We start from the raw sequence: 12618 nt of genomic DNA, 5'->3' as shown, positions 1-12618 counted from the left end.
GCCCTGACAAGGAACACCATGAACCCCGATCTGGAACGGCTGCACCCGTATCCGTTTGAAAAACTCGGCGCCCTGTTCGCCGGCGTCACGCCGGCGGACAAACCGCCCATCGCCCTGTCCATCGGCGAGCCGCAGCACCCCTCGCCGGCGTTCGTGCAGCAGGCCCTGCGCGACAATACCGCCCTGCTCGCCAAATACCCGGCCACCGCCGGCCTGCCGGAGCTGCGCCAGGCCATCGCCGGCTGGCTGACCCGGCGCTTCAAGCTGGAGAGCGTGGACGCCGACCACCAGGTACTGCCGGTGAACGGCACCCGGGAGGCCCTGTTCGCCTTCGCCCAGGCCCTGCTCGACCGCAGCCGCGACCCGCTGGTGCTGATGCCCAACCCCTTCTACCAGATCTACGAAGGGGCCGCTCTGCTCGGTGGCGGCGAGCCGGTCTATCTGCCCTGCACCCAGGCCAGCGGCCTGCAGCCGGACTTCGACGCCGTGGACGAGGACGTCTGGCGGCGCACCCAACTGCTGTTCATCTGCACGCCGGGCAACCCCACCGGCGCCGTGCTCACCAAGGCGCAGCTCAAGGCGCTGATCCAGCTCGCCGACAAATACGACTTCGTGATCGCCTCCGACGAGTGCTACTCCGAAATCTACCGGGACCAGGCGCCACCGGGGCTGCTGCAGGCCTGCGCCGAACTGGGCCGCCACGACTACCGCCGCTGCGTGGTGTTCCACTCGCTGTCCAAGCGCTCCAACCTGCCCGGGCTGCGCTCCGGCTTCGTCGCCGGCGACGCCGACATCCTGGCGCGCTTCCTGCGCTACCGCACCTACCACGGCTGCGCCATGCCCGTGCACCACCAGCTGGCCAGCGTCGCCGCCTGGAACGACGAAGCCCACGTTCAGGACAACCGCGATTTCTACAACGCCAAGTTCGACGCGGTGCTGGACATTCTCGGCGAGCCACTTAAGGTATCCGCCCCGGACGCGGGCTTCTATCTGTGGCCCAAGACGCCGGTGGACGACGAAACCTTCGCCCGCCGGCTCAAGGCCGAGGAAAACGTCACCGTGCTGCCCGGCCGCTATCTGTCGCGCGCCGTGGACGGTCGCAACCCGGGCAAGAACCGGGTGCGCCTGGCCCTGGTGGCGGAACTGGACCAATGCATCGAGGGCGCGCGCCGCATCCGCGCCCTGATTGAAAGGTTGTAACCATGGCGACCACCATCTACGGCATCAAGAACTGCGATACCATGAAGAAGGCCATGAAGTGGCTGGACGAACAGGGCGTGGATTATCATTTCCACGACTATCGCAAGGACGGCGTGCCCGAGGACCATCTGCGTCAATGGATGGCGGAACTGGGCTGGGACACGGTGATCAACCGGCGCGGCACCACCTGGCGCAAGCTCGACCCCGAGGTGCGCGAGAACATGGACACCGACAGCGCCGCCGAACAGGCCCTGGCCAACCCGTCGCTGATCAAGCGACCGATCCTGCAAACCGAAAAACATCTGCGCGCCGGCTTCAACGCCGACGAGTGGAAGGCACTGATTCAGGGAGAATGACATGAGCACGATTTTCGCGATGGCCCTGGGTTGCGGCAGCAAAAACCGCGACGAGAACTGGCTGGAAGTGTTTTACCCGGACCCCTACCTCAAACCGGACCCGAAACTGGTGGAGGTGGTCCGCGAGGAAGTGGGCTACGAAGGCGGCAACGCGGCCCTGGAGCTCACCCACCGGCAGATCCAGCACCTCGCCCGGGAATGGCGCGAGGCCGGCTTCGAGCACGAAGCCAGCTACGCCGTGGCGTTCCAGGAAAGCGACCGCCCGGTGGTGCTCACCATCCTGGAAACCGACGCCGAGCCCGCCTCCACCCCGGAGGCCTACCTCAAGCTGCACCTGCTCTCCCACCGTCTGGTCAAACCCCACGGCGTGGTGCTCAGCGGCATCTTCCCGCTGCTGCCCAACGTGGCCTGGACCAACGAAGGCGCCATCGACCTGAACGAACTGCCCGAGCGGCAGCTGCTGGCGCGCCTCAACGGCGGCCTGCTGGAAGTGAACAGCGTCGACAAGTTCCCCAAGATGACCGACTACGTGGTGCCCGCCGGCGTGCGCATCGCCGACACCGCGCGCATCCGCCTGGGCGCCTACGTGGGTGAAGGCACCACCGTCATGCACGAAGGCTTCATCAACTTCAATGCCGGCACCGAAGGCCCGGGCATGATCGAGGGCCGCATCTCCGCCGGCGTGTTCGTGGGCAAGGGCTCCGACCTGGGCGGCAGCTCCTCCACCATGGGCACCCTGTCCGGCGGCGGCAACATCATCATCTCCCTGGGCGAGAACTGCCTGCTCGGCGCCAACGCCGGCACCGGCATTCCGCTCGGCGACCGCTGCACCATCGAAGCCGGCCTCTACATCACCGCCGGCACCAAGGTGGAAGTGCTCGACGAGGACGGCAAGGTGGCCGACACCGTCAAGGCCCGCGACCTGGCCGGCCAGTCCGACCTGCTGTTCCGCCGCAACTCGGTGAACGGCGCCGTGCAGTGCCAGACCAACAAGAGCGCCATCGCCCTCAACGAAGAGCTGCACAAGCACAACTGATGAGCAAAACGCTGGATTACGCCAAGGAACTGATCCGCCGCCCCTCGGTCACCCCCGAGGACGAAGGCTGTCAGGACTGGATGATGGAAAAACTGGAAGCCCTGGGTTTCCGGTGCGAGACGCTGTGGTTCGAGGAAGTGCGTAATCTCTGGGCCCGGCGCGGCGACGCCGGCCCGCTGTTCGTGTTCGCCGGCCACACCGACGTGGTGCCCACCGGTGACACCAGCGCCTGGCGCTTCGCCCCCTTCCAGCCCACCGAGCACGACGGCCTGCTCTACGGCCGCGGCGCCGCCGACATGAAAGGCTCCATCGCCGCCATGCTGGTGGCGGTGGAGGAGTTCGTGGCGGCCCATCCGGACCACGCCGGCAGCATCGGCTTCCTGATCACCGCCGACGAGGAAGGCCCCTCGGTGAACGGCACCGTCAAGGTGGTGGAAACCCTGCAGGCGCGGGACGAAGCCATCGACTACTGCCTGGTGGGCGAGCCCTCCTCCACCGACACCGTGGGCGACGTGATCAAGAACGGCCGGCGCGGCTCCCTGGGCGCCGTGCTCACCGTGAAAGGCGTGCAGGGCCACGTAGCCTACCCGCACCTGGCCCGCAACCCGGTGCACGACGCCGCCCCCGCCCTGGCGGAGCTGGCCGCCACCGAGTGGGACCAGGGCAACGACTTCTTCCCGGCCACCAGTTTCCAGATCTCCAACCTCAACGCCGGCACCGGCGCCACCAACGTGATCCCCGGCACCTGCGAAGTGGTGTTCAACTTCCGCTTCTCCACGGAGCTCACCGAGGACGAACTGCGCCGGCGCACCGAGGCGATCCTGGACAAGCACGGCCTGGATTACGAAATCCAGTGGAAGCTCTCCGGCCAGCCCTTCCTCACCGACCGGGGCGCCCTGGTGGACGCCACCGTGGCGGCGATCCGCGACGGCCTGGGCCGGGACACCGAACTGTCCACCGCCGGCGGCACCAGCGACGGCCGCTTCATCGCCCCCACCGGCGCCCAGGTGGTGGAGCTGGGGCCGGTCAACGCCACCATCCACAAAGTGGACGAGCACACCGACATCGCCGAACTGGACGCTCTCACCAACGTCTACCGGCGCGTCCTCGAGAACCTGCTCACCTGACGACGATCGCGGCTGAAGCGCAGTGCCGCCCAGTCGCGATACCCTCTACCGGCACCTCATCCTTTACCGCGCCCCGGCGTCTCCCGCATCCCCAGCACAAACAGATAAATCAGCCCCACGATCGGAATAAACGCCGCCACGAACCCGGCCACGGTGGGCACCAAAGGCTTCATCCCCTTGTGCCGTGCGATCAAAAAACTCAACAGGGTGCACACCAGAATCCAGGTCCCGGCCAGCGGCGCCCACTGAACGTAGTTGTACTCTTCAACCATCGGCTTCGTCGTCCTCTTCCTTCGATGCCGCGAGTATCGCAAGCCCGCGCACCCCGCGCCAGCCGCCCCCGGCGCCTTTGACGCCGGCGCCGCCGCCCGCCGCCGGCTCGCCATTCCAGAGCGCCCGGCGTTATGCTCTGCTGGCGCCTTTGCCGCCCTCCGCCAACGGGAGTGTTCCATGACCGCCGAACAGACCCTCACCGACTACAACCCGGCCACCGGTGCCGCCGTGGCCGAACTCAACCACACCGACCTGGCCACTCTGCCCGCCCGCCTCGCCAAGGCCCGCGCCGCCCAACGCCGCTGGGCCGCCAAGAGCTTCAAGGAACGGGCCCGCCACCTGCGCCTGATGCGCGACTACATCGTCGACCGCGCCGACGACCTGGCCACCATCGTCAGCGACAGCAACGGCAAAACCCGGGTCGACGCCCTGGCCACGGAAGTACTGCCCTGCGCCCTCGCCTGCAACTGGTACGGCAAACACGCCGGCAAGGTGCTGGCCCGCCAACGGCGCCCCGGCGGCCACCTGCTGTTCGCCAACAAAAGCACCACGGTGGAACACCTGCCCCTGGGCGTGGTGGGCATCATCAGCCCCTGGAACTACCCGCTCTCCATCCCCTTCGGCGAAATCGTCATGGGCCTGATGGCCGGCAACGCCGTGCTGCTCAAGGTGGCCGCCGCCACCCCCGCCGTGGGCCGCGCCATCGAACGCATCGTCGACGCCGGCGAGCTGCCCGAGGGCCTGTTCCAGCACATCGTCGGCTCCGGCTCGCAAGTGGCCACCGCCTTCTTCGAGAACGGCATCGACAAGCTGTTCTTCACCGGCAGCGTGCCCGCCGGCAAAACCCTCATGGCCCAGGCCGCGCAAACCCTCACCCCGGTGTCCCTGGAACTGGGCGGCAACGATCCCATGATCGTGCTCGCCGACGCCGACCTGGAGCGCGCCACCAACGGCGCCGCCTGGGCCGGCTACCAGAACGCCGGGCAAAGCTGCGGCGGCGTGGAACGCATCTACGTGGAAGACAGCGCCTACGACGACTTCGTCGCCCTGCTCGCCAAGAAAACCCGCGCCCTGCGCCACGGCCCCGGCCAGCGCGACGGCGTCACCGTGGACATCGGCAGCCTCACCACCGAAGGCCAGCTGCGCACCGTGCAACAACACCTGGAAGACGCCCTCGCCAAGGGCGCGCGCATCGAAGCCCAATCGCAACCGGTGGGCGACGTGGAACACGGCTACTTCTTCCCCGCCACCCTGCTCACCGGCGTCAACGACACCATGCTCACCGTGTGCGAGGAAACCTTCGGCCCCATCGTCGCCGTGGAAAGGGTCACCGACGCGGAACAGGCCATCGCCCGCGCCAACGCCTCCAACCTGGCGCTCACCTCCTCGATCTGGACCCGCGACACCCGCAAAGGCCGCGCCCTCGCCGCCCGCCTGGAAACCGGCGTCACCACCCTCAACGACCACCTCTACACCCACGGCCTCTCCGAAGCCCCCTGGGGCGGCTGGAAGGAATCCGGCATCGGCCGCACCCACGGCCCGGAAGGCCTGCTGGAAATGACCAACGCCAAGGTCATCAACTGGGACCGGCTCCCCGCCAAACGCAACCTCTGGTGGTACCCCTTCGACCAGGCCACCTACCGGGGCCTGCTCAACGCCCTGCACTTCGCCTTCCCCCGCGGCCCCCTGAAATGGCTCGGCGCCAGCCTCAAGCTGACGCCCTTCCTGCTCCGCAAGATGTTCAGCAAATGGAAGGTGGATTAGGGTCCCGCCAGCCTGAACGAGCCCGCCCCTACCGATCCCAAACCAGAATCAGCAGGCCGCTGCCGGTGATCAGGCCGATGCCGAGCCAGGTCCAGGGGTCGGGGAAGTCGCCGAAGATGAGCCAGCCGATGAGGACCGCGGAGACCATTTCCATGTAGCTCACCGGGGCGAGAATGGGGGCGGCGGCGTATTCGAAGGCACGGATGATGAGGAAGTGGGCGCAGGCGCCAATGGCGCCCATGAGCAGCATCAGGGCCCAGCCGGCGGGGTCCGGGGCGCGCCAGGTGGCGGGGACGATCAGGCTGAGCACGGCGAGGCCGAACACGGCGGTGTAGAACAGGGTTACCGAGGGGCGGCCGCTGCCGGCGAGGCGGCGGGTGGTGAGTTGGTAGAAGGCGTAGCTGAGGCCGGCGCCGAGGGCCAGCAGGCTGGCCCAGTGGAAGGCGCCGACGCCGGGGCGGATCACCACCAGGGTGCCGGCGAAGCCGATCGCCACGGCGACCCAGCGGCGCGGGCCGGCGCTTTCGCCGAGGATCAGCGGCGCCAGGGCGGTGCTGGCGAGGGGGCCGATGAAGACCAGGGCCAGGGCGTTGGCCATGGGCAGGTACGCCAGGGCGCCAAAGTAGCCCAGGGTGGTGAGCAGCAGGCAGGCGCTGCGCAGGGTTTGCATGCCCAGGTGGCGGGGGATCAGGTCCCGGGGGCGCAGGCGCCAGAGCAGCAGCGCGCCGAGCAGCAGGAAGTGGAACAGGTAGCGGGCCCAGGTGACCTGGACCACGTGGTACTGCTCGCTGAGGGACTTGGCCAGGCCATCCATGAGCGGCAGGGTCATGACGCCAGCGGCCATCAGGGCGATGCCCAGCCAGGGCCTGGGCGGGCGGCGGGCGAGCGCCGTGGCGGGCAGACCCGGCGGCGCCGAAGGCGCAGTGGTCGACGCCGGTGGCGGGGAGGTCGGCGGCCGCGTCCGATAATTCAAAGCGCCGCCAGCCACTCCCGGGTGGGGGCGTACCACCAGGAGCTGGTCACCGGGTGGGTGAAGTCCAGCATGCGGTCGCGGACGCCGTCCTCGGTGAGGCCGTACATGCGCCGCAGCAGGTAATCGAAGCGGTCCAGTTCGCAGCTGAAGGCGAGGAAATACAGGCCGTGCTCGGTGGTGGAGCCGTAGGGCACGGAGCGGCGCCAGATTTTCTGCGGCACGCCGTCGCGGTCCACGTCGGTGCGGCCCACGTGGGCGTTGTCCGGCATGCGTTCGTCGTCGAATTCCACGGCGTCGGCCTTGGTGCGGCCGAACACGTTTTCCTGGTCGGCCACCGGCATTTCGTGGAAAGCCTCCAGGCCGGCGTGCACCCATTTCTGGCTGAGCACCCAGCTGCCGCCGGCGGCGGGATGGGGGTCGGGGATGATGGCGGCCTGGCGGGCGGCCTCCCCTTCCGGGTTGCCGATGCCATCGACGAAGCCGCTCAGGTCGCGCAGGTCGTGGTAGACGAAGGCTTCCACCTCCAGTTGCAGGGCCAGTTCATCGCGCAGTTGGCGGTGCACCGCCAGGCCGGTGTCGAACAGGTCGCTGCGGTTGTCCGCCTGCACCCAGACGAACAGGTCGCCCTGGGTGGCGGGCACCTGGCCCTCCAGGTAGAAGGCGGGGAAATCAAAGTCCGAGGACAGGCGCGACCAGAGCCCGGGGCCGAAGGCCACCAGCACCGGCGTGCGCTCGCCGGCCAGGGCCAGGGCCTGGCGCAGGGCCCGGCGGATGCGATTCTTGTCGTGGCCGCCGCCGAGGGCGTACTCGAGAAACAAATGCTGGGTGTAGCTGCGGTCGAAAATCCCCGCCTGATGCTCTGACACCTGGCTTCCCCCTTGTTCTGTATTGAATCGTTGAGGCCGGAATTCTAGACCGGGCTCCGGCGCCGTGCCAGCCGCGCGCCAGTACGACATACGGTGGTGCGCGAGACCGCCCTCCTTAGGTAGAATCGGCGGTCCATTCGCCACGATTTTGGCCCCTATGACGCCCTGGTTAGGACTGGACCGACTCTTCTTCCTGCTGATCCGCGCGTTCATGCGCCTGTGCACCCGGATCCGGGCACTGCCCGGCGACCCGGAGGAACTGCAGCTGGATCCCAACAAACCCGTGGTGTACGTGCTGCGCGACCGTTCCGTGGCGGACGCCGCGGTGGCGGACCAGGCGGCCCGGCGGCTGGGCCTGAGCGCGCCCAAGGCGTCGCTGACGCTGGGCAAGCAGCATCTGTCGCGCAGCTATTTCCACGTTTACAAGCGCGAGATGTCGGTGGCGCGACAGCGCCGGGCGATCACCCCGGCGCGGCTTCAGCGGCTGGTGGCCGGGCTCAAGCAGAATCCGGATCTGGACGTGCAGCTGGTGCCGGTGTCGGTGTTCTGGGGCCGCCAGCCGGAGAAGGAAAGCTCCCTGTGGCGGATCATCTTCTCCAACAACTGGTCGCCGCCGGGCCTGATCAAGAAATTCCTGATCATCCTGACCCAGGGCCGCGACCTGTACGTGCAGTTCAGTTCGCCGGTGTCCCTGCGCCAGGTGATGGAGCAGTGCCGCTCCGACGACCAGGTGGTGCGCAAGACCTCGCGCATTCTGCGCGTGCATTTCCGCCGCCAGCAGGAAGCGGCCATCGGCCCGGACCTGTCCCACCGCCGCACCCTGAGCTACGCCATCATGGAGGCACCGTCGGTGCGCGAGGCGATCGCCGAGGCCGCCGCCGAGAACAACGAGAGCGAGGACAAGGTGATGGCCCGCGCCCGGGGCTATGCCCTGGAGATCGCCGCGGACTATTCGCACACCGTGATCCGTTCCCTGGAGCTGTTCCTGAACTGGCTGTGGAACCGGCTTTACGACGGCATCCGCCTGTACAACCTGGATCACCTGACCCAGGTGGCCCGGGACCACGAAGTGATCTACGTGCCCTGCCACCGCAGCCACATCGATTATCTGCTGCTCAGTTTCGTGGTCTACCGCAACGGCCTGGTGCCGCCGCACATCGCCGCCGGCATCAACCTGAACCTGCCGGTGGTGGGCACCATCCTGCGCCGGGGCGGCGCCTTCTTCATGCGCCGCAGCTTCCGCGACAACCCGCTCTACGCGGCGGTGTTCTACGAATACCTGCACAGCATCACCACCCGGGGCTTCTCCATCGAGTACTTCGTGGAAGGGGGCCGCAGCCGCTCCGGGCGCATGTTGCAGCCGCGCACCGGCATGCTGGCGATGACCGTGCGCAGTTTCCTGCGCGACGCGCGCAAGCCGATCGCCTTCGTGCCGGTGTACATCGGCTACGAGAAGGTGATCGAGGCGGGCACCTACATGGGCGAGCTGGGCGGCGGCAAGAAGAAGAAGGAATCGATCTTCCGTCTGGTCAAATCCCTGAAGGTGCTGCGCAGCCACTTCGGCCAGGTGCACGTGAACTTCGGCGAACCGATCAAGCTGGTGGACTACCTGGACGATCACCGGGAGGGCTGGCGCAACGAGGAGCTGGCCATCAACGACACGCCGGACTGGTTCAAGCACACCGTGAACGACCTGGGCCGCGACGTGGTCACCGGCATCAACGCCGCCGCCGTGGCCAACCCGGTGAACCTGATCAGCCTGGCGTTGCTGGCCACGCCCAAGCACACCATGGACCTGCAGCAGCTGCGCCAGCAGCTGCAGCTCTACATCACCCTGCTCGGCGAGGCGCCCTACAGCGACACCGCCCGGCTGGCGGAGACCGACGCCGAGACCATCATTGAATACGGGCTGGAGCACGAGTTCCTGATCCGCGTGGCCCACCCGCTGGGCGACGTGGTCACCACCGACCCCAAGACCGCCCTGCAGATGGCCTATGTGCGCAACAACAGCCTGCACCTGTTCATCCTGCCCGGGCTGATCTGCTCGCTGTTCCTCAACGCCCGCAGCATCAGCCTGGACGTGCTGCAGAGCATGATCGCCCTGCTCTACCCGTTCTTCCGCAACGAGTACTTCCTGCACTGGCGCGAGGACCAGGACCTGACCGCGGCGGTGGAGCGCATCGCCACGGTGCTGGAGGAACACGGCCTGGTGAACCGGGAAGGCGACTGCCTGCACGGCGCCGCCATCCACACCCACGCCTCGGACATGCTCGCCCATCTGGGGCAGACGGTAATGCCCTCCCTGGAGCGCTACTACCTGACCATCCGCCTGCTGGTGCAGTACGGCGACGGCCGGCTCACCGCCGACCAGCTCGGCGACCTGGCCCACCACACCGCCCAGCGGCTGTCGCTGCTCTACGAGTTCAATTCACCGGAGTTCTTCGACAAGGTGGTGCTGCGCAACTTCATTCGCCAGCTGCTGGACACCGAGCTGGTGTGGCTGGACGACGACGACCAGCTGCACTTCGGCGACAACCTGCGCGCCCTGGACGACGAGGCGCGGCGCATTCTCAGCCCGGACATCAGCCAGGCGATCCAGCGCGTCACCCGGGTGCCACAGCTGGAGGAAGCCCTGGCCCGCACCGCCGAAGAGGAACAATCCGCGGACGCCAACCCGGCGAAAGGCACTGAGGCGGGCAAATAGGCCGCCGCGCCTTAGTGAACAGTTAACAGTGAATAGTTAATAGCTAACTTCAAAACACCGTTGCAGAAACGCAGGGCGGGCGCTGCGGGTTCGCAAGGCCTGCCGGTCCGCGGTCAGTGCCGCCGGGCGGATCGCGACTGAAGCGGAATGCCGCCCAGTCGCTCCTACCGCAAATGAGCAGCGCCGGGGTTGGATGGAGGCGGTAGGAGCGACTTCAGTCGCGATCGGCCTCTACGGCGACAACGGCATATAAACATCGAAGCGTACGGTCTTGCCCTCGTGGCCGTGGTGCGGCGCCACGCCGGCCAGGGGCGGTGCCTTGCGGGGGCGCTTCACCACCACCCGGCGGGCGTCCTGGGCCCGAGCCAGGGCCAGCAGCGCCGCCTCTTCCTCCGCGTCCGGATAAGCGCACAGCGTCTGCAGCCACTGCAGGTCCTGCTTCACGGCGGCGCTCTTGGCCCGCGTCGGGAACATGGGATCCAGATACACCGCGTGCCAGGGCCCGGCGGGTAAGGCCGCCTGGCTGGCCTCGCCGGCGGGCAGCAGGGTCAGGCGCGCCGCCAGGTCGGTGCCGGCGGCCCGGGCCAGGCCGTCCGCCAGCAGCGCGTGCAGCACCGGCTGGCGCTCCATCAGGGTCACCGCAAAGCCGGCGGCGGCCATCAGGGCGGCGTCGCGGCCCAGGCCGGCGGTCAGATCCAGCACCCGGTCAATACCGTCCCGGGGCTTGCCCAGGGCCTTGATCAGGCGCTCGTGGCGGGCGCGCTCGGCGGCCAGCCGGTAGCCCTGGCGGCCGCCGAGAAAATCCACTTTCAGGGGCGTGGCCCGGGCCGCCGGGTCCCACAGGGACAAGGCGCCGTCCTCGCCGGCGGGGCCCAGCACCAGGGCGAAGCCCCGCTCCCGGGCCTCGTCCGCCGTGGCCACCGGTTCGCCGCCGGCCACCGCCGGGGCGCCGGGCAGGCAACCCACCGCCACGCTCATACGAACCAGATAAACAGAATGGCGCCCAGCAGCAGGCGGTAGACCATGAACGGCAGCATGCCGAGCCGGTCCAGCAGGCGCAGGAAGAACACGATGGTCAGGTAGGCGGTGATCGCGCTCGCCGCCACGCCCAGGGCCATGTGGGCCCAATCCACCGCCTGCTGGCTGTCGATCAGGTCCTTGGTCTTGAGCAGGCCGGCGCCCAGGATCACCGGCACCGACATCAGGAACGAAAAGCGCGCCGCGTCCTCGCGGCGGAAGCCCAGCGCCAGGGCCGCGGTGATGGTGATGCCGCTGCGCGAGGTGCCGGGAATCAGCGCCACCGCCTGGGCCAGGCCGATCAGCAGGGCGCTGCCCACGCCCACCTGGTCCACGCCCCGGCGGCGGGCGCCGAGCACGTCCGCCAGCCACAGGGCGACGCCGAACACCACCGTGGTGGTGGCGATCACCGCCGCCGAGCGCAGCTCGTTCTCGATCAGATCCTTGAGCAGGAAGCCCGCCGCCACCGCCGGAATGGTGGCCAGCACCACCAGCAGGCCCAGGCGCAGGTCCGGGTTCATGCGCCGTTCCACCAGGCCCTGGCCGGCGCCCCGGGTCATGCCCCACAGATCCCGGCGGTAGTAGACCACCACCGCCAGCAGGGTGCCCAGATGCACCGCCACGTCGAACGCCAGGCCCTGGTCCGGCCAGCCCAGCACCTGGGACGGCAGAATCAGATGGGCGGAGCTGGAGATCGGCAGGAATTCCGTCAGTCCCTGAATCAGCGCCAGGATCAGCGCCTGAATATTGTCCATTCCATGAAGTCCTTATTCGTGGGCGGTGACCTGATAGCCGCTGAGGAATTCCGGCGGCATGCGGCGCGGCTTGCCGGAATCCAGGGCCACGCACACCCACTTGGTGCGCCCGCGCAGCAGGGTCAGGCCGTCGCGTTCGCGCACGATCTGGTAGCGGCGGGTGATGGTGATGCGCTGGTCATTCTCCACGATCCAGGTGCCCACCCGCAGGGTCTCGCCCTCGTAGGCCGGGGCCAGGTAATCCACCTCCGTGTGGCGGGCCACCATGCAGCGGTTGAGGCGCTGGTATTCGTCCCAGCCCAGCCCCAGCACCTGGGTGTGCTGCCAGGCGATCCTTTCCATGTAGCGCAGGTACTCGGTGTTGTTGACGTGGCCCAGCACGTCGATGGATTCCGGCGCCACCACCACTTCCAGTTCGTGGACGTCCGGCAGGTCCCATTCGATCATTTCGTTTCTCCTTGGCGTGGCGCGATCGCGGCTGAAGCCGCTCCTACAAGGTGCCCGTAGGAGCGGCTTCAGCCGCGATCCGGCGCCGAAATCATCCTAC

General features: G+C 68.1%; 12 protein-coding genes. 6 read left to right on the top strand and 6 right to left on the bottom strand.

Annotated features, from left to right (window positions below; all coding sequences use genetic code 11):
- The first annotated feature begins 18 nt into the window (after positions 1-18).
- From dapC to dapE, 4 genes are read left to right on the top strand one after another with little or no spacing between them, the layout of a single operon-like run.
- On the top strand, positions 19-1200 hold the full coding sequence (gene dapC / locus HMJ39_RS01515) for a succinyldiaminopimelate transaminase (protein WP_194296014.1): 1182 nt from the start codon (positions 19-21) through the stop codon (positions 1198-1200).
- Positions 1201-1202: 2 nt separating this feature from the next.
- Positions 1203-1556: an ArsC family reductase gene (locus HMJ39_RS01510; RefSeq protein WP_194296013.1), complete on the top strand. Its 354-nt coding sequence runs from the start codon at positions 1203-1205 to the stop codon at positions 1554-1556.
- A 1-nt stretch (position 1557) separates the two neighbouring features.
- Complete coding sequence (gene dapD, locus HMJ39_RS01505; protein ID WP_161383705.1) at positions 1558-2592, top strand: 2,3,4,5-tetrahydropyridine-2,6-dicarboxylate N-succinyltransferase; 1035 nt, start codon at positions 1558-1560, stop codon at positions 2590-2592.
- A complete protein-coding gene (gene dapE, locus HMJ39_RS01500; RefSeq protein WP_194296012.1) occupies positions 2592-3719 on the top strand; it encodes a succinyl-diaminopimelate desuccinylase in 1128 nt (375 codons plus the stop codon). Before dapD ends, dapE begins: the two co-directional genes overlap by 1 nt.
- A 56-nt stretch (positions 3720-3775) precedes the next feature.
- Here the strand turns inward: dapE and HMJ39_RS01495 are convergent, their stop codons facing one another.
- On the bottom strand, positions 3776-3991 hold the full coding sequence (locus HMJ39_RS01495) for a hypothetical protein (protein WP_161383703.1): 216 nt from the start codon (positions 3989-3991) through the stop codon (positions 3776-3778).
- A 178-nt stretch (positions 3992-4169) separates the two neighbouring features.
- Here HMJ39_RS01495 and HMJ39_RS01490 point away from each other — a divergent pair, with 178 nt between their 5' ends.
- Complete coding sequence (locus HMJ39_RS01490) at positions 4170-5756, top strand: aldehyde dehydrogenase family protein (protein WP_194296011.1); 1587 nt, start codon at positions 4170-4172, stop codon at positions 5754-5756.
- Positions 5757-5784: 28 nt separating this feature from the next.
- Here HMJ39_RS01490 and HMJ39_RS01485 read toward each other — a convergent pair whose 3' ends face one another.
- Both HMJ39_RS01485 and HMJ39_RS01480 read right to left on the bottom strand, forming a co-directional pair.
- Complete coding sequence (locus HMJ39_RS01485; protein WP_456061957.1) at positions 5785-6744, bottom strand: DMT family transporter; 960 nt, start codon at positions 6742-6744, stop codon at positions 5785-5787.
- Positions 6726-7595, bottom strand: a complete 870-nt coding sequence (locus HMJ39_RS01480) for a Dyp-type peroxidase (protein ID WP_194296009.1) — start codon at positions 7593-7595, stop codon at positions 6726-6728. The genes HMJ39_RS01485 and HMJ39_RS01480 overlap by 19 nt, the downstream gene beginning before the upstream one ends.
- Before the next feature lie 157 nt (positions 7596-7752).
- On the opposite strand from HMJ39_RS01480, the gene plsB reads away from it, so the two are divergent.
- Complete coding sequence (plsB, locus tag HMJ39_RS01475) at positions 7753-10299, top strand: glycerol-3-phosphate 1-O-acyltransferase PlsB (RefSeq protein WP_194296008.1); 2547 nt, start codon at positions 7753-7755, stop codon at positions 10297-10299.
- Positions 10300-10530: 231 nt separating this feature from the next.
- On the opposite strand, the gene HMJ39_RS01470 is transcribed toward plsB, so the two are convergent.
- The 3 genes from HMJ39_RS01470 to HMJ39_RS01460 are packed head-to-tail and all read right to left on the bottom strand — an operon-like array spanning position 10531 to position 12518.
- On the bottom strand, positions 10531-11277 hold the full coding sequence (locus HMJ39_RS01470; protein ID WP_194296007.1) for a class I SAM-dependent methyltransferase: 747 nt from the start codon (positions 11275-11277) through the stop codon (positions 10531-10533).
- Positions 11274-12071 carry an undecaprenyl-diphosphate phosphatase gene (locus HMJ39_RS01465; RefSeq protein WP_194296006.1) on the bottom strand — a complete coding sequence of 266 codons (798 nt, stop codon included), beginning with the start codon at positions 12069-12071 and terminating at the stop codon, positions 11274-11276. Before HMJ39_RS01465 ends, HMJ39_RS01470 begins: the two co-directional genes overlap by 4 nt.
- Positions 12072-12083: 12 nt before the next feature.
- Positions 12084-12518: an acyl-CoA thioesterase gene (locus HMJ39_RS01460; protein WP_194296005.1), complete on the bottom strand. Its 435-nt coding sequence runs from the start codon at positions 12516-12518 to the stop codon at positions 12084-12086.
- Between the last annotated feature and the right edge of the window lie 100 nt (positions 12519-12618).

The sequence above is a fragment of the Alloalcanivorax profundimaris genome (genome assembly GCF_015265435.1).
GTDB classification, from domain to species: Bacteria; Pseudomonadota; Gammaproteobacteria; order Pseudomonadales; family Alcanivoracaceae; genus Alloalcanivorax; species Alloalcanivorax profundimaris.
This window is presented reverse-complemented; position numbering and strand designations above follow the sequence as displayed.